Raw genomic sequence first — 24,557 nt, 5'->3', positions numbered from 1 at the left:
AAAACAAAAAAATCGGTAAATTGATACCGGCTTTTTTATCTATCAAAGTAATAACTTTTGGCAATCATTTCTCCGGAGTATACATATACCCAATGCCGTGGATGGTTTTTATATTGTCGCCGGTGGAAACTCCGTTTCTTTGAAAAATATGCCTAACCTTGACCACATATTGGTCTAATGATCTACTTTTCACATTGGCATGGTTTCCCCATATGCTATGAATCAGGCTTTTTCTACTCAGGATTGCATTGGGATTTTTATAAAAACAGCTAATAATTCCGAATTCCTTCTTCCCTATAACTTCAACCCTTCCGTTCATAAACCTTATTTCCAACCTCGCCGGATCTACCGTTGTGTTTAAAAAAATGAACTTTCCATCGGCCAAAGACGTATTGGCGGTGACTTCCAAGTCTCTTGATTTTTCACTTCTACGTAAAACAGCCGATACTCTTGCAATTAACTCATTCAAATCAAATGGTTTAGTGATAAAATCATCGGCTCCACAATCAAATCCTTTTATCTTAATATCTGGAGTGTCTCTGCCTGTTATAAAAATCGTTGGAATAAAAATTTTCTTCTTTTGTAACTCATTAAGCAGAGAAATACCATCCTTGTCCGGAAGATTTATATCTAGTAACATCAGGTTAGAAAACGATCTTTGTAAAAACCCTAAAGCATCGGCTGCATTGTAAAATGCCTGAGCTTCCATCCCGGCCAATTGTAATTGCCTCTCTATGGTTTTTGATAAAGCTGCATCATCTTCAACAATAAGTATTAATGGACTAAATCTCGTTGCCATAACCTATAATATACACTCCATTATGTTTACGAACTGAAAATAATCCGAACACGAATAAAGAGTCAAGAAGATTAATCATGCATTATCTGTATAAAAAATTTTTCACCAATTTTTTATTTTGCAATCTAAAGCATAAGAGGCCAGGAAGTCTACAGCACACAACAAACCTGACAACCGTTGCTACCTTCCAGTCCTGGCGGAGTTAGTCGGCTCTAAAGTTGCATAGCTCCCAGCCTGCCTAGACAGCATCAGCAAAAAAAAATATTAGTCAAGCAGGTTTTACAAACATTCATTCTTAATAGGATGAAATGTAGACATTTTAAAAAAAATATTACTAGTATTAGGACAAATGATTGAGCCCGCATACAATCCAGATGATCTGGAAAAAAAATGGTACGTCAGGTGGCAAGAGGAAGGTTGCTTTAGGAAAAAAATAAACCATGCAAAGGGTCATTTCTGTATATTGATGCCACCACCCAACGTAACCGGGGTATTACACATGGGTCATCTGCTTAATAATACTCTGCAGGATGTACTTGTTAGACGCGCTAGGCAACTTGGAAAGTCAGCATTATGGATTCCTGGCACCGACCACGCCGGCATAGCAACCCAGGTAAAAGTTGAAAAAGAGCTGATGAAAGAAGGTAAAACACGCCATGATATCGGCCGGGAAAAATTCATTCAACGGGTCAGTGAATGGAGGGATAAGCATGGAAATCTGATATTGGAACAACTCAAAAAACTCGGAGTATCATGTACCTGGGATGCCAAGGTCCATACCCTAGATCCGGCCTACAGCCAGGCAGTGTTAACAGCCTTCGTCGAGTTATATAACAGAGGATATATTTATCGTGGAAAACGTATGGTGAATTGGTGCCCGGTTAGCCTCACGGCGCTGAGTGACGAAGAAGTGCTGGTGAAACCTCAGCAATCCACGCTTTATCACATAAAGTATAGATTAACCGATGGCAGTGGATTTATCCAGGTAGCCACAACCAGACCCGAAACGATTATGGGAGATGTGGCCGTGGCTGTCAATCCAAAGGATAATCGCTATCGCAGACTAATTGGTAAGACCTGCCTAAGGCCGTTGAAAGAAGCGGAAATAAAGATCATAGCCGATGAAGCCGTGGACCAGGAGTTTGGTTCCGGCGCACTGAAAGTAACACCGGCCCATTCGGCCATAGATTTTGAAATCGGCCAAAGACACCAGCTGGAGTTCCTAGACATAATGAATCCTGACGGTACGCTAAATTCCCTGGCAGGTAGCGATTTTGATGGCATGGATCGATTCATGGCAAGAGAAATCTCGGTGAAGAAATTAGGCGAGCTTGGCCTACTGATAAAAGAAGAGCCCTACTTGAGCAACGTAGGATTTTCCGAAAGGGCAAATGTTCCGGTCGAGCCAAGGCTTTCCGAGCAATGGTTTTTAAAATATCCAAAAATCGAGGAAGCCAAAGCGGTGGTTTTGAATGGGCTCATAAGGTTCAGGCCAGAAAGATGGACAAAAACCTATCTGCATTGGCTTGAACACATCAAGGATTGGTGTATAAGTCGACAGCTCTGGTGGGGACACAGGATACCTGTTTGGTATCGAAAAGGCTACGACAGAAACAATCCGGCCCATATCCATGTATCCCTCACCGGCCCTAGCGACAGGGAGAATTGGGAACAGGATGAAGATGTGTTAGATACCTGGTTCTCCTCGGCAATATGGCCACTGGCGACCTTTGGCTGGCCAGACCTGGAAAAAATGAAGACAAACGGGTTCGACTATTTCTACCCTACCAGCGACCTGGTTACCGGACCTGACATAATTTTTTTCTGGGTAGCCAGAATGATCATAGCCTCCCTTGAACTACTGAACGACGATAAGGATAAAAACACTCTTTCTATCGACGAGCTAGGTGAACGCATACCCTTTGCAAACGTTTACTTCACCGGCATAATTCGCGACAAGCTTGGCCGAAAGATGTCAAAGAGCCTTGGGAATTCACCGGAACCATTGGACCTAATCAAAAAATATGGGGCCGATGGGCTAAGATTCGGACTATTATCCATGGCTCCCCAGGGCCAAGATATTTTATTTTTCGAAGAACGGGTAGAGTTTGGCCGTAATTTTTGCAATAAACTGTGGAATGCCTTCCGGTTCAGGCAAACACTTGAAGAAAGACAAGAAAATCAAGGTAACCAGGATAAAACCATTGAAGGGATTTTTTCTCGTATAAATCCAAAGGAAACTTCACGACTAGATGGAGCCCTATTGACCCAATTATTAAGAATTTTGACCGAATTTGAAGAATCCATGGCAAAATACGAATTTAATCGAGCTTTGCAGATAATCTACTCATTCTTCTGGAAAGACTTCTGCGACTGGTACCTGGAGCTATCCAAGATAACCCAGACGGCATCGGTAATTGCCATATACGACCTGGTCCTGCGGCAATGCCTGTTGATTTTGCATCCATTTATCCCGTTCATAACAGAGGAGTTATGGCACACAGCAGGCTATGGAACCGGATTTATAAATGACCAGAAGATAGAATCCGTGGCTGATCTGTTGGCCAGACTGGAATCCACGGGCCTGAAACTTGACGAGGATTCTTTACTGGAAGTCTCTATTGTTAAAGAAGTTATATCACTATCTCGGGCACTAAAAGCCAAATATGGACTGGCCGCCAAAAAAGACGTAACTTTTTACCATAAACCAGCCGATGGCCATGACTCCATCATTTCAAACTATGGCAAAATTATTAGGCATTTCATTGGTGCAGAGGAAATTATAAAAACCGACTCCGGGCTAGATCTGCCGGCTGTTTTAACTCCTGATGGAACCATGTACCTGGACCTAGCCAACCAGATAGATCTGGCCGGTGAAAAGCAGAGACTCGCAATTGAGATCCAAAAGGTCAATCAATTGATAGCAAAAAATCAATCCAAATTGGACGATAAGGCATTTATTAGCAGTGCTCCACAGCAAATAGTTGAGGGTGCGAAAAAATTACTCGAAGAAAATCTAAAAAAACATACCGAACTCCAATCCCTATTGGATTCGCTAAATTTACTAAAAACATGAGCAAAAAACACGCAATTTCACCACTGAGATCGGAAAATTATCCGGAATGGTACCAGCAGATTATCACCGCAGCGGATCTGGCCGAGCCCAGTGTGGTTCGGGGATGCATGGTGATAAAACCTTGGGGCTACGCCATTTGGGAAAATATGACTGCCCTACTAGACGAAATGTTCAAAGCCACCGGCCACAGGAATGCCTACTTTCCACTGTTTATTCCATTGAAACTTCTAGCCAGGGAAGCCGAGCATGTGGAAGGGTTTGCCAAGGAATGTGCTGTGGTAACTCATTCTCGCCTAGAGACTAATGAATCAGGTGAATTGGTTCCCGTAGCACCTCTGGAAGAGCCTCTCATCGTCAGGCCAACATCAGAAACCATTATCGGTGAATCATTTGCAAAATGGGTCCAGTCCTACAGAGACCTGCCACTGTTGATCAACCAGTGGGCGAACGTGGTCCGCTGGGAAATGCGAACACGAATGTTCCTGAGAACAACAGAATTCCTTTGGCAAGAAGGGCATACAGCACATGAAACCATCGAAGAAGCCATCGAGGAAACCAAGTGCATGCTGGAATGTTATCGGAGATTTGCCGAAGATTTTGCGGCCATGCCGGTTATCTGTGGCCGGAAAAGCGATTCAGAACGCTTTCCAGGAGCGGTGGATACCTACTGTATCGAGGCGATGATGCAGGACAAAAAAGCCCTCCAGGTCGGCACATCTCACTTTCTGGGCCAAAATTTTTCCCAGGCATCGAAGATAAAATTCATGGGGCGCGATGGCTCGGAAGAATTTGCCTGGACCACTTCCTGGGGCGTATCAACGCGCCTGATTGGTGGTCTAATCATGATCCACTCGGATGATGATGGCCTGGTTCTACCACCTAAACTAGCTCCACTTCAAGCAGTTATATTACCGGTGATCCATGACGAGACCTCCAGGCCGAAAATACTAGAAGCCTGCGACAGGTTATGCAAGGAACTAACGGAGAAGACCTTCGAAGGTAAACCAATAAAAATTGAAATCGACAGAAGAGATATGCGTGGCGGCGATAAACTATGGACCTGGATAAAAAAAGGCGTTCCGATCATTATAGAGTTGGGTAACAAAGAGATAGAAAACCTATCCCTGAGCTACATCCGCAGAGATAGTTTGATAAAAACATCGGAAAAATCGCCGGTTTTCATCCAAACCCTACCAACCCTATTAAAATCCGTCCAGGACAGCTTGTTCAACCGGGCACTGGAATTCAGGAAAAAAAATACCGTGGAAATAGATTCGAAAAAAAATTTTTATGAATTTTTTGATGACGAAAACCAAGGCGGTGGTTTTGCAATTTCCTACTGGGATGGTTCAAAGGAAACCGAAGCAAAGATAAAAAAAGACCTCGGTGTAACCATAAGATGCATCCCTGAAAACACTTCCAATCAAGGCAGATGTCCATTCACCGGAAATCCCGGAGAATACCGGGCTATCTGGGCAAAATCTTATTGATTTTGCAGCTCTAGCCAAGTATGCTAGTGCAGCAATTAACGATGATTAACATAAAAAACTTGACGTTTCGCCTGGGCAATCGAGTGCTTTTCGATGACGTATCTGTCTCTATTCCAGATAGTTCGAAAATTGGTGTGGTGGGACATAACGGCTGTGGCAAGACGACGTTGTTCAAACTAATACTAGGGAAAGAAACCATCGACTGCGGCGAAATAACGGTACCAAACCGACAGAAGGTGGTAACGGTTCATCAGGAATTGCAAGATAGAACCCAGACGGTCCTGAATCTCGTGTTATCCTCCAACACCGAATTAACGAAACTTAAGGTCATGATAGACAACGAGGAAGACGGCAATGCCCTGGCGGAGCTATACGAACAATTTCAGTCAATCGGCGGGTTTTCTGCCGAAAGTCAGGCCTCGGCAATATTGGCCGGGCTTGGGTTTTCGTCCAGCGACATGGCAAAACCACTTTCGGAGTTTTCTGGTGGTTGGCAGGTTCGGGCCGCTCTGGCCGCAACATTATTCGCACCATCGGATATTTTGTTGCTTGACGAACCGACAAATCACCTGGACTTTGAAACCTGCGCCTGGTTAAAAAACTACCTCGGAAAACTGAACAAATCCATTTTAATCATAAGCCACGAGCGTGACTTGTTAAACAGCCTGTGCGATAAGATCTTACACCTGAGCAACTCATCGATCAAACTATATTCCGGCAACTACGACACCTTCGAAGAAACCAGGGCAAGGCGTCTGCAAGAATTGTCGAAAAATATAGAAAAACAGGAATCCTCGCGCAAGCATCTACAGGCCTTCGTGGACAGGTTCAGATACAAGGCATCCAAGGCTAAACAGGCCCAAAGTCGGATAAAAATGTTGGAAAAAATGGAAGCGCTTCCAAAGATTCCACCGGAACATTCTACCAGATTTGAATTCCCACAACCATCTGTGATAGATAGACTTCTGGTTCAAATAAAGAACTGTACCGTCGGCTACGGTGACAAGATCGTTATCCATGACCTGAACCTGAAAATCGACATGACAGATCGCATTGCCATACTAGGAGCAAATGGAAACGGCAAATCAACTCTCGTGAAATTAATCGCAAATAGACTCAATCCACTGGCTGGATCGATCGAGTTCGCAAAAGGCCTAAAATCAGCCTATTTCTCTCAGCAACAAACGGATGAGTTACAGCTAACCAAGACGCCCTACGAAACCCTAAGCTCGGCCCTGGCCGGTGAAAAAGAACAAAGTGTCCGCAGCCAACTGGCTAGATTCGGCCTAACCCAGCAACGAGCGGACACGGTTATTTCCAAGCTATCTGGTGGAGAAAAAACCCGGCTGTTGCTGTCAGTGATAACAAGAAATTCACCACATATTTTGGTCCTCGATGAGCCAACGAATCATCTGGACATAGAAGCCCGGGAAGCACTTATCGATGCCATAAATAAATACACCGGCACCCTGGTACTTGTGACCCACGATTTCCATACCATTGAAGCCACCTGTGATCAACTGCTGATAGTTAAGGACCATCTTTGCCAGCCATTCGACGGTGATTTGAATGATTACATCGACTATCTACTAAGGGACCAACGAGAACAACCCGGTGGTCGGAAAAAATCTGAAAAACCACAGCAAAACCCAGATAGAGCATCGGCTCAAACCAAAAAAAAATTGAAGGCACTGGAGGAAGAAATGGAATCCTATAATTTGAAAAAATCCGAACTGGAAACAATATTGTACAACAGCTATTCCACCGAAATTTTCGAAAAATTATCAGAAATAGAGAAAAAATTATCAAAATTGGAAGCCGAATGGGCCAATCTATACGGAAAAGCATAGCAAATAGATCAGAAACAACCTTTGGTTTTGGTTGAATCTAGGCAAAACCATGTTTTCGATGGATTAGCTGCAGTCTTTCAATTTTTATCCAATGGGCAGGTAGCTAACGCTCTGGACAGGAACATAGACAAATTAGACCAACTACCCGGAGCATTGAAGTTTCTTGCTTCTATTTTACTCTTTACTTTAGAGTCAAAAGCAGTCAGGACGTTTTTAAATTCACTATTTTTCTTTGCATAACTACCAACATCAATATTGATATTAATCGTAGTACTTCCTTCAATAGAGTTAAGGACAAGGATTGAAAATATATCTTTAAATAAATCCTTTCCACCATCCAGGGTCCCAGATTTGGTATTATTAGCAACAATTTCATTAAAAGTATTCATCATATCCACGGCATTTTCTATTACTTCAGCAAAATGACCGGACTGGCTAAGTATATTGGGTTGCAATTCACCACCAATTACCTTTGTTGCATTATCTGTCGACACAACAAAGTGTGAAATCGATTCTAATATATCACACATTTTATCAGAATATACGCACATCTTATCATCCGGCATTTCATTTAATATTCCTGAAAATTTTGTAAATATTTTATTAACAATCCTGCTTGAATCATTACTTTTAAGAGCATCAAGCATCTCTTTAAAATCAATGTCAAGTTCTGGCTTATACTTATTATTAATAGAAAGATCATCTTTTACCATAGCCATAAATGATTGAATTTGTATGCTCATTTCAGCAGCATAAGTAATCACTCTCGATAAATTATCCAGCTTTGAAACTACGGTCCCCAGCAGTGGGATATTTATGTCGGTAAATTCTGCAACTATGTGGGAAATACTCCCAACAACCGATATATAGCTGGCAGCATTGGCCAAAGTACACATCAGCCTTGCCTTAAATGGTATATCAGCATTGGCTCTTGCATTAAGTTCTGTATTGGACCCGGCTAGATAAACAGCCAACCCTCCAAGTGCAGCACCTCCGCCAACGGCAATATTTAACGATATGGCTACACCTCCAATGGCAAATAAGGTGCCACCGGATAGCACCCCTGCGGTAACCATCGCACCAATAGCCACAGCAGAACCAATCACTTTCAATACCTTACCTATGGTCGCCAGTCTTTCACTCCGGCCACAAATAGTCATATTTTTGTAACCGGTCCTACCAACTCCGGACATGGACTGCAAGGTTGACGCCATCACATTTTCCAAAGATTTACACTGGGATTTTGAAGGAACACGCTCCGGAAGTGCATTATCTACACCTATATAACCATTTATCCCATTCTTTATTTCGTTAAGGATTCCTTTCATTTGACCCTCGGATGTAACATCCATATTTTCGAACACACCGAGCTTATCTGGGCAGAATATGGTTATCAAATTTTTCATGTCTTTATTGCAAAAGACTTGATTTTTATTACCATTTGCCTCGGCCACGGCGATCAAATCTGATAATACCTTCAAGCATACCTGGCTTCCTGGTTTTCTCCTAGAGGTTAGGCTATTTTTACCGTTGGACAAAATTGATTCCTCTTCCTTAACTTTGTTAATCAATGACCTCGCTATGGTTGCTTTATCGTCCATGGAATTTATCAACATGGAATTGGCTTTATTAGCACTACTAACAGATTTATTCTCCAGAGGTGAAGTCTCAATATTTGGTGCTCCACCTAGGCCTTTCCTAAGTTTCAAAAAATGAAACGAACAATTAGAGGCATTAACATGTCCAATACCGTTTTTATTTGCTGTAGCAGCGATGGGCTGAGGCATCGAATTATTTGTACCAATTCTATCCATAGCGTCACCTACTCATACCAAGATTAAATAGCTTAAAAAATTGGATTAACTTGGCAATGAATTTATGACATCCTGGGAACCGCAAACATGATGGTTGTCAATATCGAAATGCGACATTTTTGAAGTGCTGGCATTTATTTAAATATTTAATATATTTTTCTAGGCAAAAACTCGTTTATTGGGTTATTATCGGCCTATTTACGTAGTTGTTAAGTATTATCTGTATATCATTTTTTAAGCTGTCAGCGTTGATGAGTGTTTCATCGCCGAGCTGATTCGAAATATATTTCATCATGATGTGAGCGTCGGATTCCTGTCCTTCGGGCATTGACATACGCAGAACAGAATCCGCAATACTTTTTATCTGGGCTAGGCAGGTATCCAGCTGGTCTTCAGGTACTTTTTTCAATACTCCGGAGAATACCGCAATCATATTGTTAATAGTTTCAATCTGCTCATTGCCTTTCATGGTTTCCAACACGGTTTTGGCAAAGTTTATATCAAAGTTAGGAGTATCCGGACCAGGTGGAAAGCCTGCGGTGAGTTCTTGCATTTTTGAATCAATTTCGGAAGCCAAAAGAAGATTGTTGGCCCTAGTATCTAAGACTGAATAGGCCTTGTTTATAAACCTCTCTATAACACCCGGCTTACTAACAGAAGCATCTTCCTGTTCCGTTGGATTTTTTCTAAAAAAATTCACAACTCTTTTACTAGTATTTGCAATTTTCTTACTAACATTCACAACCGATTGAGCAATTTTTACAAAATCTTTTGCAATATTAACAAAGCTAGCTACGCAAACAAGCATTCTAGCATTCATCTTCACCTCACCAGTGGCTCTAGTATCAAATTCCACCTGCTCTCTGGCACAATTAAACGATAGCTGAGCTAAATTTGCGCTAATGCTGATCGACATGCTTACCCCTGTACTAACTGCACCGATAACACCGAGCATTGCTCCACCAGTCAATACCACCGAAGTGGCAATGCTTGCAATGGAGATGGCAGTAGCAATATACTTCAAAACCTTTCCAACAGTCCGCAGCCTTTCTTCCCGGCCAAAGATCGTCATATTTTTATAGCCGGTCCGGCCCGTTCCGGACATGGATTGCAGTGTTGATGACATCACTTTTTCAAGAGATCTGCACTGGGCCTTCGAAGGAGTTTTAAAATTTTTCATTTCCAGGTTAGATTGGTCAAGTATATAGTTATTCATTCCCTCCTTTATTGCCCCTAATAATGCTTTATATATTCCAGTGTCTGTGGCCGGCATGTTTTTAAACATGTCTAATTTATCTGGGCAGAATGTGGACACCAGTTTTTCCAGATCGTCGCGCTTGAAAATAGGTTTAGAATTATTCGCATTTCCCATAGCCACACTCACCAGATCATGTAGCACCCGGATACAAACCTGGTCACCGGGTTTTCTATGGGATGCCAGGCTATTTTTGCCTTCGGACAGAACCGTGTCTTCTTCGGCGATTTTTGTCATCAAACCCTTGGCAATTGCGACCCTATCCGATGCGGACCCTATGGCTACCTTACTGATATCGTCAACATCACTACTTTTAGCGACATCATTGTTTTCTTCCACAGCCGTTTCCCTATTCAATACTTTAGCAGATCTATCAGCTAAATTCGTGTGTTTAACCTTTGATTCTGCACCAAGACCTTCTTTAAATTTTAAATAATGAAATCCACCAGAATTATTGACTAATTTGATGTTGCTTTCGTTTGGATTTGTTTTAGATGTATTAAACTGAGGTATGTTATTGCCAAAATTTATGCTATCTACACCCATAATACATTTAGTCCAACCCTAAAATGCGTTAGATTTTAGGAAATTTAGCCGTATTAGCAATGAATTTATGTAATTTCAGAGGCAAGCTTGTTTGCTACCAGAGTGGAATATTTTCGAAGTGTCTGAGCTCTTGGGTGTTGTCGGTTCCATTCGATGTGACCTCGATGACGTCAAATCTGTAGTGCTTTACATGGCCAACTTTTGCCAGGTAGGCATTAAATACGGTCTTCAATGATTCTCGTTTCTTTTTTGTGATCGAATCATAGCCACTTACCAGTGCATCCAGGTTTCTCGTCCTAACCTCAACAAAGACAAGGATTTCAGCATTCAGAGCTACGATATCGATCTCATAGTTCCTGTGACGCCAATTGGTTTTTAGTATCCTGTAGCCGATTTTTTTCAGATACCTCTGGGCAGCAATTTCACCCACCTGGCCGATTTGCATCGCATCGGTCAGCTTTGCTGGTATGTATGGCCTAACCAGTGACCTTATGGTACTTATTAACATGGATTAAAAATAAAATATCTCGAGGTTACTAAACAAATCAATCAGACCTAGTCAGTAGGATCAACTTCCGGGCAAATGGAGCCGGGAATGAGATTCGAACTCACGACCCACGCATTACGAATGCGTTGCTCTACCAGCTGAGCTATCCCGGCAACCCCTGGAGCCGACTGTCAGATTTGAACTGACGACCGTCCGCTTACAAGGCGGGTGCTCTACCAGCTGAGCTAAGTCGGCACAATAGGCCATTGATCGATTGGTGGGCCGACTGGGATTCGAACCCAGAACCAATGGCTTAAAAGGCCACTGCTCTACCATTGAGCTACCAGCCCAATCAACTAAAACTCGCCGCAATCTATATCTCTCTCTTCGGCTGTCAACAACCATTTCAACTATCCTAGCCAGCTAAACATATTAATAGACCGGTTCGGGGCCACCGCTAGTAACCCAGGTTAGCATTCTAAAACCCAAAAATGAAATTGAAGACATTGAAACACAACTACTTTGGCAAAAAAATCAAAATCTAACCCCAGGGTTTAATGCCTGGCAGATTACCATTGCACAGGACCATAAAATCAACCGGTCAGACAAATAATCTATACCTTTTAGCACTGATAGATTCTGCTATGATGTTGAGCGACAATAACATAAAAACAAACAGCAGGCAGGGAATGGTCAGCAGCCAGGGATAGGAATCCATATAGCGAGTCCCATCGGCTATTAGCAGTCCAATCGAACTCCTCGGAGCCTGGACCCCGACACCGATGAAACTCAAAAAAGATTCCATCAGTATGACACTTGGCAACATCAGGGCCGCATAGGATCCTATCAGGCCAACTAGATTTGGGAAAATATGCTTACGTATAACGCCTAATCTGCTCTGGCCTAAACATTTAGCTGCTAATACAAAGCCAGTTTCCTTCAGTAACATGACCTCGGATCTTATGACCCTTGCCGGAGTCAACCATTCAACAAATACCATGGCCAGAAACAATATAAAATAGCCTTTGCCAAAAAACACCATGAACAATATCACTAACAGAATCAATGGGATTGGATAGAGTACATCCACAAATCTCATCATCATTAAATCGACCATACCGCCGGCATAGCCAGAGACAATTCCGTAAAATGTGCCAAAGATCATGGCAACCAACGTAACACAACTGCCAACGGTCAGTGAGATTTTGCCACCATACAAAAGTCTACTAAGCATATCACGTCCATAGATATCCGTGCCAAACAAATGTTCCGCACAGGGGGCAACAGCGCCCAGGTCTAAATCCTGCATAAAATAGGTATATTTCAAAAAGCGCTGGCCACAAAAACACACCAACACCGCACCAATAATATAAAAAAAAGAAATATATAGTAACCAATTTTTTTTACTTTTTGACTTCATAACTACTTCAACTACAGTCCATTACAGCACTTGTCCCGGGCCTGTGCGCACCGGCGTAACACTAAAAAATCACATGGTCATACCTCCGTCAACGGTGAAAATCTGACCCGTGATATACCTGGCCTCCTCGGAACATAAAAATGTCGCCAGCGGAACCACATCTTCCACAGAACCCAAACGCTTCATCGGGATAAATCTAGCCAGGTCATCGATGGATTTTTGATCCAACCTGGCTGTCATATCTGTGCTTATAAACCCTGGAGCTATTGCATTTACGCATATACCTCGGGATGCAACTTCCTTTGCTGCTGACTTTGTTAACCCAATCAGACCAGCCTTGGCCGCAGCGTAGTTAGCCTGGCCAAAATTCCCAATTTTACCTACAATCGACGACATGTTGACTATTCTACCCCAACGCCTTTGAACCATAGGCCTCATCAAGTTCTTCAGCCAGAAAAAACAACTGCTCAAATTGGTCCGAATCACATCATCCCAATCCCCATAGGACATCCGCATAAGTATGGCATCCTTTATTATTCCGGCATTGTTTACAAGAATATCCGCCGCCGGATGTTTTTCCAACAAAATACCACAAGCTTTCTCCACTTCAACCGAATCTGAAACATCCACCGCCATAGCCTCGGCCGATCCTCCCAGGGCGATGATCTCATCCGAGACTTTCGAACAGTTTGCCATAGAACGGCTTACACATACAACGTGGGCACCACCACGAGCCAAAGCCCTGGCAATACCTTCGCCTATTCCCCTACTGGCACCTGTAACCACAGCAACACGACCTGCAAAAGCCAAACTTGACATGTATTTGCATTGATAAGGATGAAACCTAGCCAGTCAATATCCAATCACCCGGCATAGATAAATCTCAGACTAACCTAAGTAGAACCACATTCTCGATGTGCCTGGTCTGAGGAAACAGATCAAACGGCTGAACTTCAGTGATTGCATATCCTTCTTGCAGAAGCAGATGGATATCACGGGCCTGGCTATCCGGAGCACAGGAAACGTAGACTATATTACCTGGCCTAAAGGCAATCAACTGGTTAATAAAACCGCGGCTACAACCGCTGCGCGGTGGATCCAAAATCACCGAAGAGGTTTTGCCAGAAAAACCAACGGTTTCAAAAATTTTCTCCGCATCACCGACGACAAAATCCACATTTGTAACTCGATTTTCCTCGGCATTTCTCCGGGCCAATTTTATTGCGTCTTCATTTATTTCTATACCGATCACCTTCTCAAATCTACTGCTTCCACAGATGCCAAACAATCCGACACCACAGTACACATCCAAGAGAACCTCTGCCCCATTGCCGGCAGCCTTTGTCAGTATAAATTCTACAAATTCTGGCAAAATATAGGGATTGTTTTGAAAAAATTCACCGGCTTTGAAATAAAATCTATGGAGGCCAACCCGTTCCATAACGATCTCGTTGTTATCCGACGTAATCTGTCCAGCCACTTCTCTCAGCAAAAGTGTACCACCATTTTTGTGATTTTTTGTCTTTGCCTTTGCCAAAACCGCTTCTTTCATCGGCCCAATGGCTGCATTAATTCCTTCGGTGGCAATAGGACAGGCGTCCACATCGACGATACTATGCCGACTGCCAAATTTCAGAAACCCCAGGTTACATTTGCCATTTCTAGGTCTTTCGAAGTGCGGTGTTATTTTTGATCTATAATTATATGTTCTCGACGACGGAACCATGGGATTTACAACCACCTCAACACCGGCTAACTTCCTGAATAATTCGCAGACCTGCTTGGTCTTTAGGCTCAGCTGCGTTTCGTAATTCATATGCTGATACTGGCAACCTCCACATTGACCAAACAACGGACACCTGGGCAAAACACGCTCCCTGGCCGGTCTGATAACCTGGACCAAATCTGCCTCGGAATAATTCCTATGATTTCTAAAAATTCTCAGCCTAACTTCTTCTCCTATAACCACTCCAGGGACCATCACCACCCAGCCATCCAGCCGACCAACGCCCAGCCCTAGGTTGGTGATGTTATCTATAACCAGGTCCAGCTCCTGGTGATAACCGAACGGTACCGGAACAAAATCTCGCGAAGGATTCATGGTTCAAATCACAGACAAATCTCGACCAAGTCAACCAACGAAGTAATTTTGGAAATTTTTATGAAGTTCATCAACAGTAACGCCGAAGCCAAAGCATCGTATAGAGCGTTATGCGGCTTACATTTATACACCGGACAATATTTACCAGAAACCTCATCCAAGGCCGAACGCAAATTACACCTGGTTATCAATGCCATCAACGAATAATTCCTGATATTCGGGAAGCACCTCCGGTACAGCAACTTTGTATCAATCCAGGGATCCCAGGAACTGGTCAATCCGCTGGCATAAAATCTTAAGACCAGGCCAGGCGTCGGCATGTAACTCCGAAGCAAGGACTTTTCGGTCTGCGACGAGTGGGCGCAAAAAATACCTGACCGACGCAGCAAAACGAACTTCGAAACATGGTCACTGAACTCAACCTCATCGTCGGCCTCGTTGTTTATCCTGGAATGCTCTCGGAAATCTCTGGAGATAAAAGTCCCGGATTTTGATCTACATCCGACTCCTACACAACCAGATATCTCCAGGTTAACCAGGGTAACGATGCCAAATTCAACAACACCGAATTCCTGATTACCCTCAAAATCCAACACATGTATGGTTCCGAACATCTAGGATTTAAGTATTTTTACAAAAGCATCTTGCGGTATCGAAATCTTGCCAATTTGCTTCATACGCTTCTTGCCTTCCTTCTGCCTATCTAGCAACTTCCGCTTCCTTGAAATGTCGCCGCCATAGCACTTGGCCGTCACATCTTTTCTCATGGCACTCAACGTCTCCCGGGCAATTATTGTACCACCTATGGCCGCCTGTATCGCAACGCTAAATAGTTGTCGCGGAAGGATTTGTTTCAACTTTTCGCACATTTCACGCCCTCGGGCCACGGATTTACTCCGATGAACTATGGAAGAAAATGCATCAATGGGATCGCCGGCAACCAGGATATCAAGTCTTACCAGATCGGCGGTCACATAGTCACCAAGTTCGTAATCCATTGAGCCATAACCTCTTGTAATGCTTTTAAGCCTATCGTTAAAATCCACAAGTATCTCGCTCAGTGGTAATTCGCAACACAAAATCAACTTCCCGGTATCAACGGTCTCGGTCCTCTTGCATGAGCCACGCTTCTCGGTTATCAGAGCCAGCATGTCTCCCACGGACTCGCTCGGTATATGAATAGTGGTCATTATCAATGGTTCCTGGATGTAGTCTATGGTCGATGGATCTGGAAGATGCAATGGATTATCCACTTCCATCATTACACCATCGGTTCGCATTACCCTATAAACCACGCTGGGATAGGTGGAAATCACGTCAAGATTATACTCCCGGCGAATCCTTTCCTGGACGATTTCCATATGTAATAAACCTAAAAATCCACACCGAAATCCAAAGCCAAGGGCAACCGAATTTTCCGGCTGATAAATCAGTGCCGAATCATTTAATTGCAACTTCGCCATGGCAGATTTAAGCTTTTCATAATCCGAAGTATCGATGGGATATATGCCGCTGAATACCATGGGCCGCACTTCCTTATAACCCGGCAGCATCTCTTCGGCCGGATCCTTGCTGAGGGTAATAGTGTCGCCGGTTTTCACATCGGTCACCAATTTTATACTGGTCACTATATACCCAACCTGCCCAGCCACCAACTTTCCGGTCCTAACCATCTTTGGCGAAAAAATACCAACCTCCTTGACCTGGGCTTGTTGAATTTTACCCATCAGTAATACTTCGCTGCCTTCAGAGATCTCCCCAGAAAATACCCTCAGGTAGCATATGACTCCACGGTAGGAATCGAACATTGAATCAAAAACAAGACATCTGGTTTTTGGATATTCCGAGCCTTTGGGATGGGGAATATGCTCGACAATGTTGCTTAAAATCTCATCTATTCCAATGCCAGATTTAGCGCTGGCAAAAATAGCCTCCTCTCTGGGAATGGCCAAAATATCTTCGAGTTGTGCAATAACATGTTCTGGCTGAGCGCTTGGCAAATCAATCTTATTTATAACCGGAATTATGGTAAGGCCCTGGGCCATGGCCAGGTTAGCATTTGCCACCGTCTGGGCCTCTATGCCTTGGCTCACATCGATTAGCAGCAGCGCCCCTTCGCAGGCGGCCAAACTTCTAGATACCTCGTAGGAAAAATCCACATGGCCCGGAGTGTCTATCAAATTCAACATGTACTCCCGGGTACCATCCAGGTACTTCATGGTCACCGGATGGCATTTTATGGTGATCCCACGTTCCCGTTCCAGATCCATGGAATCCAGCAATTGATCTTGCATCTCTCTCTTTTGCACCGTGTGGGTACGCTCCAATAATCGGTCCGATAGGGTGGTTTTTCCATGATCCACATGGGCAATTATACAAAAATTGCGAATTAATTTTATGTCATTCATTCCGAGATTGACCAGCAAATCTAAATGTGAAATTAATTTTGCAATGATAATCGGGCAACCAGCCCATGTAGTTTCTGCTTGATTTCAAACAGTTATAAATATTTATATGGTCATGGCTTCGCCAACAGATATAAGGAAAGGGCGTGTATTATTATACCAGGAGGCTCCGCATCTCATTCTGGAGATGTTACACCGAACCCAGGGCCGTCAGGCTGGTTTTGTTCAGGTAACCATGAGAAATCTTCACACAGGCGCCTCAACAACCACAAAATTTCGGTCCACGGACAACATTGAGTTTTGCCACGTTTCCACCAAAACCCTAGAATTTTCCTACGTAGATCAGGAAGGATTTCACTTCCTAAATACTGAAACCTACGAATACACGGTTCTTGCCAAAGCCACAGTTGAAGAGCAGAAAAAATTCCTGATCGAAGGCCAGGAATACGATATATTATTTGTTGATGACAAAGCAGTTCAAATACAATTGCCCGCCTCGGTGGAGATGAAGGTTGTCAGCTCCCCCGAAGGCCTACGCGGCGATTCGGTCTCCAGTGCCCAAAAACCTGCCACGATGGAAAGTGGGTTGGTGGTACAGGTACCTTTGTTTGTGAAAGATGGTGACATCATCCGAATCAGCACCAATGAATGTAAATACCTCGGGAGAGTTTGATGATTGCATTTTTATCTCCTAGGTCCTATTGTTTTTATTTGCAAAATTCGGCGTAAAGCCATTTTTTAAAAAAATGGATAAATTGGATCACATGTTTGAGATGCAGACCATACTCACCGGACGGATCGGCCTTAACAACGAGGCTCTGGATGAACAGGGTAAAATAAAGTGGATTTTAAATTACTCAAGAGCTATGCAGCAAGAACTTGCAGAGCTTATCGACTCTGTACCGTGGAAATGGTGGGCCAAATATCAGGTATTTAATGAACAAAATGCCCGGGTGGAAATTATAGATCTATTCCATTTTTTGATAGCAATGGCCCAGGCCGTTGGCATGACCTCCGACGACCTTTATGATATTTATTGTAAGAAAAATCGAGTAAATCACCAGAGACAGGACTCTGGATACGTTACAAAAAATGAACACGATTCTGAAAATATTTAAATCCAGCCAGGTATTATTCATACTGGTGGGTATACTGGCGACTTCATGTGGCACAGCCATCAATAACTCGTTGCATTCCACAGAAGTGTCGTCCCAAAACACGGCCCCATTGCCAAAACCAAGATCCCTGGTCACCGAACTGGACCAGGGTATTTTCGCCACAGAAATGGCTGATGTAACCACGAAAATTTCAGCCCCACCAAGCCGACAAACTAATGGCACAGCCAAACCCATCGCTGTTCTATCCTGGCCCACGGATAGTTGCTTTCTTAGAGACATGGATTTCCCGGAAAAGTACCTGCAGCCCACCGAATCAGGAAGATTTGAATCCGGTGGCTTTGGGTTTGTCAGAGAGAACAACACCAAATACCATGAAGGCATCGACATCAGGTCGTTCAAGCGGGACTTAGCAAACAATCCGATCGATAATGTACTATGCATCAAAGATGGTGTTGTAGCCTATATAAACAACCAGACTTCCAATAGCAGCTACGGAAAATATGTGATAGTGGAACACAGCTGTCTAGACATCAAAATTTGTTCACTCTATGCCCATCTGAGCAAGATCCAGGATAATATCAAGCAAGGCAGTCCTATAAAATGTGGCCAATCCATCGGTACCATCGGCACCACATCAAATGTTTTTAAAATAGACAAAAATTTAGCACATTTACACTTCGAAATCGACCTGCAACTAGGCAATCGAGATAGCTTTCAAAACTGGTATGATAAAACCTATGGACCCGATGATAAAAATTTCCATGGCGAATGGAACGGATTAAATCTCATTGGCACGGATCCTATCCCGATGCTCAGGGCACTAAACAATGGAAACAGCATTGCCTCGGTCCTGGAAAAGGAACCAACGGCATTCGTCACCAGAACATTTTCGGACAAAATACCATATTTTGTTGAAAAATACAACAAACTACTGGACAAAAAGCTAGATCCAACCAACAGCTTGATAGCCTGGGACATAGAGTGGACCTGGTATGGCCTGCCAAAAAAATTTACACCAAAATATAGCCAGGACATAAAAAAGAAGATCAAAGCCGGTGAGACAATAATTATTGAATACAGAAAATCTACCAAAGATTTGGCAGAAAAAAGAGATTTATTCAGCATAAGAAACTGGCAGCCGGTCATCGGGAATAGAATCAAGGATACGCTAGAAAAGCTTGGGCTATAGGTTAAGAAAAATCTTGACCATGGCATAGCAAACTAAACTATAACGATAGTTATTGCGGGCATAGTTTAGCGGTAAAACTTCAGCCTTCCAAGTTGGTGTCGTCGGTTCGATTCCGTCTGCCCGCACCATTTTGATCGGGGGTGTTTGGTTTCGACTGTGAAGCGTAGATTGATGTTGCGTATCGGAGATGATGGTTGGCTCCGTAAAAATCCATCGAAAGATATAAATGGCAAAGATAATGTCATAGCGGCTAACTTCGGTGACGAAGCTGTCGCACTTGCTGCTTAATTGCGGCACGTCGACCGGTTCGATTCTCGCTAAAGCCGGCTCGGTGTGTGAACAGCGAGAAACATTATGGCCGGGCACCCAGGACCATAATGTAATTAGACTGTGTGCTAGTTGGTGTGAATTTGTCGATGGATTCACACCAATGAACCAGATTATCGACTACATGCGTAGACACATCATTTGAAATTTTGCAGGACGCGGGTTCAATTCCCGCCACCTCCACCAGGGCTTAAATGTAGCTCAATCACCAAAATTAGGATTTACAAAACATTACTTATCAATTTACTTCCGGTCGGATTGGGTGTTGTATGTCCTATGAAGCCTTCGTATGATTCTTCTGGATTTAAATTTAGTACTCCTTTGACCGAAGGAATCATAAAATCCAGGCCAAGTCGTTTTCTGATGTATGTGGAGATCGAAGGAAAAATAGAAAAATGCCATTGTCCCACCACCGGAAAAGTTGGTAAAATCGTCTTCAGCAATGTGCCCTGTCTGCTTTCTAAATCCAACAATAGCCACCGTAAAACCAATTACACCGTGGAAGCATTTTCCCTGGACACCATCGATAATCCAAAAAAAAATTGGATCGGGATTAATCAAACCGCCGTAAACAAATATGTGGAATATTTTTTGAAAACCGGCCGACTTGAAAACCTGGCTCCGCCAGGGGAACCGGTCCTTCGGGAACAAATTCTTGGCTCCTCAAGGTTGGATTTTTGCGTAGGAAATACCTACATCGAAGTCAAAATGCCACTCATCCATCTATTTATAAAGCCAGGAGAGGAGTTACCGAACCATGGACTGATGACCTTGGATCGATTCATTAAACATGTCCAGGAACTAGGCAACAGTCTGGAGAAAAATAATCGAGCCATTCTACTAACCTGCTTTGTGTTTGATGCACCAAAGTTTGTCCCTCCGCCACCAAGTAAATATAACACGGAAATATTCCAGGCCATGAAGGATTCAATGAAAAAAGGAATAGAGGTATGGCAACTGAATCTTTCCATAGATAGATTTGGTGTCGATTTTTTGCGCTATTTCGAAATTACCTCCACAATAAACAGATTGCCAAGACAGAAAGTCTCTGCATACTAAAATACCGAGGTATCTGCTCGAAAAATTTTATATTTTATTTATTAAAGAAAATGCTTTACAACTTTGGTTAAAATGCATTGAGTATACAAAGTTTTATGCAGAAGACTAACAAATCCATCGTAAAGAGGTTTAAGGTGACCAAAAGTGGCAAAGTACTACGCAGAACTTCTGGCCATAGGCATTTCCTGAGAAACAAGACTGTAAAGCAAAGGAGATTTGCCAGACACGATCATCCGGCCTCGGCAGGGTTTTCCAAGCGAATATTAGGAGCCATAGCCGTTGGACTTTAATGCGTTGGTTAAAAAGATGTTAGGTCAGTTATATCCGATTGTATTCGGTTACAGATAAGGAGGAAAGTATGCCAAGAGTGACAAATGCCGTAGCTACAAGAAAACGCAGAAAGCGGGTTTTGAAGATGGCGCGTGGATATTTCGGCAATAAATCAAGGTTGTATAGATACGCCAAGGAACAGGTTTACCGGGCTGGTAAATTTGCCTATCGAGACAGAAAAAAACATAAGACGCAGATGCGCCAACTATGGATAATTAGGCTCAATGCAGCCTGCCGTGAACTGGGTATGCAGTACTGTCGGTTTATTGCTGGCCTCAGGCTAGCTCAGATTAATCTCGACCGTAAGTCATTGAGTGAAATGGCAATAAATGACCATTCCATGTTTAAAGCCATTGTTGAAAAAGCCAAAGCATCTCTTTGCCATGGACTATAACTAATTCCACTGTGCATCACTTTTATGACTCCGAATGCGGTAGATATGGCTTCGTTGGTTGCACTCGCTGATGACCTGAAGCAGGAAGTTGCTGGTGTTACATCTTTTTTGGAAATAGACCAGCTGAGGACGAAAATCTTTGGTAACCAGGGAGTTATTCGCCTGGCTATGAAGAGTCTTGCTTCTTTGCCAGTAAACGAGAGACCACCCGCCGGGAAGGTTATAAACAATATAAAGATCGAGTTAGAGCGGCTTGTGGCTGAAAAGGCCGAGGAAATCGAAGCTTCTGAATTTACAAAAAAGCTTGAAACAGAACAGGTTGAGTTTTCCATTGACGGATATGCTTCCGGAGGGACACTGCATCCAATCACCCAGGCTCAAAGGAAAATCGAAGAAATTTTCAGTAGCATCGGATTCACCCTGGCTCGTGAAACCGAAATTGAAACCGAATGGTTTTGCTTTGAAGCACTTAATACACCTGAAAACCATCCAGCCCGGGACGAGATGGATACGTTCTTTCTCCAGGATGATATTAGGGTGTCATCGACCAGTAAGCATCTAACCGAGCGCTACTTACTGCGTTCTCATACTTCCACGGTTCAGATCAGGACCATGTTAAAGGAGAAGCCACCACTGAAAATAATTGCGCCAGGAAGGACATTCCGGCGAGACACGGTTGATGCGACGCACAGTGCAAATTTTCACCAGTGCGAAGGCCTCTATGTAGCTGAGGGCGTTACGGTTTGTGATTTGAAAGCGACTCTTGGTTTTTTGCTACGTGGTCTTTTTGGCGATAACATAAAGGTTAGGCTACGGCCAAGTTTTTTCCCATTTACCGAACCAAGTTTCGAAGTGGATATGCTGTCACAGAACCTGGGAACGCTGAGTAATAAATGGATAGAGGTGCTTGGTTGCGGGATGGTTGATCCAGAAGTATTTAAGGCTGTTGGCTACGATTACAACCAACTGTCAGGGTTCGCCTTCGGCGTTGGTCTGGAAAGGATCGCGATGTTACTACAGGGCATTGATGATGTTAGGATGTTCTATCAGAATGACTTAAGATTCTTAAACCAGTTTGCTTAGAATTCGTTAATCGGTTTTGTATGATACATTCATCTGCTATAGTTAGCGATTCCGTCGTCCTGGGAGAAGATGTGTCGATTGGGCCCTATTCAGTTATAGGAGAAGGTGTTAAATTAGGAAATGGCACGGTCATCCGGTCCCATTGTATTATAAGTCGTTGCACTGTTGGAAATAACTGTCTCCTTGACAGTTTTTCTTCCATAGGTGGCCTTCCGCAGATAACCAATGTTGACCTAAACAACATTGGCACCGTTACGATAGGAGATAACACCGTTGTGCGAGAACATGTTACGCTTAGTGCAGCCTCGGCAAAAGATAAATCAACATGGGTTGGGAACGACTGCCTACTCATGGCCTGTTCCCATGTGGGCCACGATTGCGTCCTCGAAAACAACGTCATTCTCGCGAATAATGCTTTGCTCGGCGGGCACGTACACCTGCAAAATGACTGCTTCATCGGAGGTAATTCGGCCATTCATCAGGGATGCCTCCTGGGTATCGGCACGATAGTCAGTGGAATTTCCGGCACATCCAAACATGTTCCGCCCTACTGCATAGTCGCTAACCGAAACGAACTCATAGGGTTAAATTTCGTAGGCCTAGGTCGCCGTGGCGTAACCTCGGCAGCAATCAGCGAACTGTCGGAATATTTCGTCACTATATTCAAAAAAATGTCAGGAAAACTGGGCGAGCGTGCCGAAAAGTTGCTCTCCGACAATAAGATAAAGCACAAAGAAACGATTCAATTTCTGAATTTTTTCAAAAATCAAGCACCCAAAGGTTTTTGCACACCAAGAAAGTGATCAACTGTAAATCTTTAATCCGGTGTTGAAATTTTTAACATCGGCCAGCGTATGGGCGCCATCTACATGCGCTGCAAAGGCTATCATAGCAGCATTGTCCTCGGTATATTTCAACTCCGGCAAAAGCAATTTTATTTCACAGGCCCGGGCCAAATTTGTCAACTTGTTACGCAGCAACATGTTATTAGATACTCCGCCGGAAACACCAATACTGACATATCTTTTATTGTCCAACGCCACCGCAACTTTGTCGACCAACGCATCCACTATGGCCGCCTCATAACTCGCACAAATATTCGGGAGCTCCTTTGCAAACACCTCGTCATCGGCGATTTTTTCCAGCATATATCGAAGGCTGGTTTTCAACCCGGAAAAACTAAACTTCATGGCATCCTTGCCAAAAAATGCCCGCGGAAATTTGAATGCATTCCGATCCCCATTCTGGGCCAGTTTTTCTATCTCCGGACCACCTGGATACCTCAGTCCCAATAACTTAGCACCCTTATCGAAAGCTTCTCCAGCCGCATCGTCGACGGTCTCGGCAAGAACTTTGATCTCGAAACTATCGCAAATCTCAAACAAAATCGTATTTCCACCGGATACCAGTAAGCCTAGATGTGGCAAAAAATCATCAATTTGTGCTGGAAATATCGATATAAATGGCGAAAATGCATGGCCTCTCAAATGATTGACGCCGCAGATCTCGCTGCGAAACATCGCAGAAATGGTGTTCGCAAATGCGATGCCCAAACTCAGTGAAGCAGCCAACCCAGGCCCATAGGTGACTGCTACTCTGAACCTTAGATCCAAATACCCATTTTTCTTCAGTTCATAGAGCAATGGAGCGAAATTATCCACATGGGCCCGAGCAGCTAATTCCGGAACTACACCTCCAAACCTTTTATGTACAGCCAGTTGCGATATCTTACGCTCAAAAATAATACCAGATTTTCCGGAAAAAACAGCCACACAACTGTCATCGCAGGAACTCTCGATTCCAATAATATTCAT

At 43.4% G+C, this 24,557-nt stretch carries 21 protein-coding genes, 4 tRNA genes and 2 other RNA genes; 13 read left to right on the top strand and 14 right to left on the bottom strand.

Annotation, left to right across the window (positions count from 1 at the left end):
* Positions 1-64: 64 nt before the first annotated feature.
* Both LBB20_03385 and ffs read right to left on the bottom strand, forming a co-directional pair.
* Positions 65-799 carry a response regulator transcription factor gene (locus LBB20_03385; protein MDR2735845.1) on the bottom strand — a complete coding sequence of 245 codons (735 nt, stop codon included), beginning with the start codon at positions 797-799 and terminating at the stop codon, positions 65-67.
* Positions 800-934: 135 nt separating this feature from the next.
* An RNA gene (ffs, locus tag LBB20_03380) (signal recognition particle sRNA small type) lies at positions 935-1,034 on the bottom strand.
* Positions 1,035-1,148: 114 nt separating this feature from the next.
* Between ffs and LBB20_03375 the strand changes: the two genes are divergently transcribed.
* Genes LBB20_03375 through LBB20_03365 form a run of 3 tightly spaced genes read left to right on the top strand, consistent with a single transcriptional unit; the run spans position 1,149 to position 7,215 of the window.
* Entirely contained in the window at positions 1,149-3,875 is a 2,727-nt protein-coding gene (locus tag LBB20_03375) for a valine--tRNA ligase (GenBank protein MDR2735844.1), read from the top strand.
* Entirely contained in the window at positions 3,872-5,365 is a 1,494-nt protein-coding gene (gene proS / locus LBB20_03370; GenBank protein ID MDR2735843.1) for a proline--tRNA ligase, read from the top strand. The genes LBB20_03375 and proS overlap by 4 nt, the downstream gene beginning before the upstream one ends.
* Positions 5,366-5,406: 41 nt before the next feature.
* Complete coding sequence (locus LBB20_03365; GenBank protein MDR2735842.1) at positions 5,407-7,215, top strand: ABC-F family ATP-binding cassette domain-containing protein; 1,809 nt, start codon at positions 5,407-5,409, stop codon at positions 7,213-7,215.
* A 77-nt stretch (positions 7,216-7,292) separates the two neighbouring features.
* Here LBB20_03365 and LBB20_03360 read toward each other — a convergent pair whose 3' ends face one another.
* From LBB20_03360 to lepA, 11 genes are all read right to left on the bottom strand, one after another.
* A complete protein-coding gene (locus LBB20_03360; GenBank protein MDR2735841.1) occupies positions 7,293-9,029 on the bottom strand; it encodes a hypothetical protein in 1,737 nt (578 codons plus the stop codon).
* 175 nt (positions 9,030-9,204) lie between these two features.
* A complete protein-coding gene (locus LBB20_03355) occupies positions 9,205-10,830 on the bottom strand; it encodes a hypothetical protein (GenBank protein MDR2735840.1) in 1,626 nt (541 codons plus the stop codon).
* A 94-nt stretch (positions 10,831-10,924) separates the two neighbouring features.
* On the bottom strand, positions 10,925-11,338 hold the full coding sequence (locus tag LBB20_03350; protein ID MDR2735839.1) for a YraN family protein: 414 nt from the start codon (positions 11,336-11,338) through the stop codon (positions 10,925-10,927).
* Positions 11,339-11,414: 76 nt separating this feature from the next.
* Positions 11,415-11,490, bottom strand: a tRNA-Thr gene (locus LBB20_03345).
* Positions 11,491-11,496: 6 nt separating this feature from the next.
* Positions 11,497-11,572 (bottom strand) — tRNA-Thr (locus tag LBB20_03340).
* Between the two features lie 20 nt (positions 11,573-11,592).
* Positions 11,593-11,667: transfer RNA gene (locus tag LBB20_03335), tRNA-Lys, on the bottom strand.
* 251 nt (positions 11,668-11,918) lie between these two features.
* Entirely contained in the window at positions 11,919-12,737 is an 819-nt protein-coding gene (locus LBB20_03330; GenBank protein ID MDR2735838.1) for an ABC transporter permease, read from the bottom strand.
* Between the two features lie 69 nt (positions 12,738-12,806).
* A complete protein-coding gene (fabG, locus tag LBB20_03325; GenBank protein MDR2735837.1) occupies positions 12,807-13,556 on the bottom strand; it encodes a 3-oxoacyl-[acyl-carrier-protein] reductase in 750 nt (249 codons plus the stop codon).
* Positions 13,557-13,620: 64 nt separating this feature from the next.
* Positions 13,621-14,838, bottom strand: a complete 1,218-nt coding sequence (locus LBB20_03320; protein MDR2735836.1) for a class I SAM-dependent RNA methyltransferase — start codon at positions 14,836-14,838, stop codon at positions 13,621-13,623.
* Between the two features lie 8 nt (positions 14,839-14,846).
* Positions 14,847-15,452 carry a hypothetical protein gene (locus tag LBB20_03315; GenBank protein MDR2735835.1) on the bottom strand — a complete coding sequence of 202 codons (606 nt, stop codon included), beginning with the start codon at positions 15,450-15,452 and terminating at the stop codon, positions 14,847-14,849.
* Entirely contained in the window at positions 15,453-17,246 is a 1,794-nt protein-coding gene (lepA, locus tag LBB20_03310) for a translation elongation factor 4 (GenBank protein ID MDR2735834.1), read from the bottom strand.
* A gap of 112 nt (positions 17,247-17,358) precedes the next feature.
* On the opposite strand from lepA, the gene efp reads away from it, so the two are divergent.
* From efp to lpxA, 10 genes are all read left to right on the top strand, one after another.
* Positions 17,359-17,916, top strand: coding sequence for an elongation factor P (gene efp, locus LBB20_03305; GenBank protein MDR2735833.1), 558 nt, complete (start codon positions 17,359-17,361; stop codon positions 17,914-17,916).
* Between the two features lie 73 nt (positions 17,917-17,989).
* A complete protein-coding gene (locus LBB20_03300; protein MDR2735832.1) occupies positions 17,990-18,361 on the top strand; it encodes a dUTPase in 372 nt (123 codons plus the stop codon).
* Positions 18,336-19,550, top strand: a complete 1,215-nt coding sequence (locus LBB20_03295; GenBank protein ID MDR2735831.1) for a M23 family metallopeptidase — start codon at positions 18,336-18,338, stop codon at positions 19,548-19,550. The genes LBB20_03300 and LBB20_03295 overlap by 26 nt, the downstream gene beginning before the upstream one ends.
* 54 nt (positions 19,551-19,604) lie before the next feature.
* Positions 19,605-19,678, top strand: a tRNA-Gly gene (locus LBB20_03290).
* 8 nt (positions 19,679-19,686) lie between these two features.
* Positions 19,687-20,063, top strand: a transfer-messenger RNA (tmRNA) gene (ssrA, locus tag LBB20_03285).
* Positions 20,064-20,153: 90 nt separating this feature from the next.
* A complete protein-coding gene (locus LBB20_03280) occupies positions 20,154-20,936 on the top strand; it encodes a DNA/RNA nuclease SfsA (protein MDR2735830.1) in 783 nt (260 codons plus the stop codon).
* Between the two features lie 95 nt (positions 20,937-21,031).
* A complete protein-coding gene (locus tag LBB20_03275; protein ID MDR2735829.1) occupies positions 21,032-21,226 on the top strand; it encodes a 50S ribosomal protein L35 in 195 nt (64 codons plus the stop codon).
* A gap of 68 nt (positions 21,227-21,294) precedes the next feature.
* Positions 21,295-21,660: a 50S ribosomal protein L20 gene (gene rplT, locus LBB20_03270; protein MDR2735828.1), complete on the top strand. Its 366-nt coding sequence runs from the start codon at positions 21,295-21,297 to the stop codon at positions 21,658-21,660.
* A 24-nt stretch (positions 21,661-21,684) separates the two neighbouring features.
* Entirely contained in the window at positions 21,685-22,743 is a 1,059-nt protein-coding gene (gene pheS / locus LBB20_03265) for a phenylalanine--tRNA ligase subunit alpha (GenBank protein ID MDR2735827.1), read from the top strand.
* 20 nt (positions 22,744-22,763) lie between these two features.
* Positions 22,764-23,546 (top strand): acyl-ACP--UDP-N-acetylglucosamine O-acyltransferase, encoded by a 783-nt coding sequence (gene lpxA, locus LBB20_03260; protein ID MDR2735826.1) that lies wholly within the window; start codon positions 22,764-22,766, stop codon positions 23,544-23,546.
* On the opposite strand, the gene tsaD is transcribed toward lpxA, so the two are convergent.
* The gene (gene tsaD / locus LBB20_03255) at positions 23,547-24,557 is read right to left on the bottom strand and encodes a tRNA (adenosine(37)-N6)-threonylcarbamoyltransferase complex transferase subunit TsaD (protein ID MDR2735825.1); all 1,011 of its coding nucleotides are present in this window, start codon (positions 24,555-24,557) and stop codon (positions 23,547-23,549) included. It abuts the gene before it with no gap.

Source organism: Puniceicoccales bacterium (genome assembly GCA_031283585.1).
Lineage (GTDB): Bacteria > Verrucomicrobiota > Verrucomicrobiia > Opitutales > LL51 > JAIRTH01.
This window is presented reverse-complemented; position numbering and strand designations above follow the sequence as displayed.

Bases quoted from the DNA above. Each gene is read 5' to 3' on its own strand.
- LBB20_03300 (MDR2735832.1), top strand. From the start codon at position 17,990: ATGGATAAATTGGATCACATGTTTGAGATGCAGACCATACTCACCGGA.
- efp (MDR2735833.1), top strand. From the start codon at position 17,359: ATGGCTTCGCCAACAGATATAAGGAAAGGGCGTGTATTATTATACCAG.
- LBB20_03385 (MDR2735845.1), bottom strand. From the start codon at position 799: ATGGCAACGAGATTTAGTCCATTAATACTTATTGTTGAAGATGATGCA.
- lepA (MDR2735834.1), bottom strand. From the start codon at position 17,246: ATGAATGACATAAAATTAATTCGCAATTTTTGTATAATTGCCCATGTG.
- LBB20_03365 (MDR2735842.1), top strand. From the start codon at position 5,407: ATGATTAACATAAAAAACTTGACGTTTCGCCTGGGCAATCGAGTGCTT.
- LBB20_03375 (MDR2735844.1), top strand. From the start codon at position 1,149: ATGATTGAGCCCGCATACAATCCAGATGATCTGGAAAAAAAATGGTAC.
- LBB20_03330 (MDR2735838.1), bottom strand. From the start codon at position 12,737: ATGAAGTCAAAAAGTAAAAAAAATTGGTTACTATATATTTCTTTTTTT.
- lpxA (MDR2735826.1), top strand. From the start codon at position 22,764: ATGATACATTCATCTGCTATAGTTAGCGATTCCGTCGTCCTGGGAGAA.
- LBB20_03355 (MDR2735840.1), bottom strand. From the start codon at position 10,830: ATGGGTGTAGATAGCATAAATTTTGGCAATAACATACCTCAGTTTAAT.
- tsaD (MDR2735825.1), bottom strand. From the start codon at position 24,557: ATGAATATTATTGGAATCGAGAGTTCCTGCGATGACAGTTGTGTGGCT.
- LBB20_03360 (MDR2735841.1), bottom strand. From the start codon at position 9,029: ATGGATAGAATTGGTACAAATAATTCGATGCCTCAGCCCATCGCTGCT.
- LBB20_03295 (MDR2735831.1), top strand. From the start codon at position 18,336: ATGAACACGATTCTGAAAATATTTAAATCCAGCCAGGTATTATTCATA.
- rplT (MDR2735828.1), top strand. From the start codon at position 21,295: ATGCCAAGAGTGACAAATGCCGTAGCTACAAGAAAACGCAGAAAGCGG.
- LBB20_03320 (MDR2735836.1), bottom strand. From the start codon at position 14,838: ATGAATCCTTCGCGAGATTTTGTTCCGGTACCGTTCGGTTATCACCAG.
- LBB20_03350 (MDR2735839.1), bottom strand. From the start codon at position 11,338: ATGTTAATAAGTACCATAAGGTCACTGGTTAGGCCATACATACCAGCA.
- LBB20_03275 (MDR2735829.1), top strand. From the start codon at position 21,032: ATGCAGAAGACTAACAAATCCATCGTAAAGAGGTTTAAGGTGACCAAA.
- proS (MDR2735843.1), top strand. From the start codon at position 3,872: ATGAGCAAAAAACACGCAATTTCACCACTGAGATCGGAAAATTATCCG.
- pheS (MDR2735827.1), top strand. From the start codon at position 21,685: ATGACTCCGAATGCGGTAGATATGGCTTCGTTGGTTGCACTCGCTGAT.
- LBB20_03315 (MDR2735835.1), bottom strand. From the start codon at position 15,452: ATGTTCGGAACCATACATGTGTTGGATTTTGAGGGTAATCAGGAATTC.
- LBB20_03280 (MDR2735830.1), top strand. From the start codon at position 20,154: ATGAAGCCTTCGTATGATTCTTCTGGATTTAAATTTAGTACTCCTTTG.
- fabG (MDR2735837.1), bottom strand. From the start codon at position 13,556: ATGTCAAGTTTGGCTTTTGCAGGTCGTGTTGCTGTGGTTACAGGTGCC.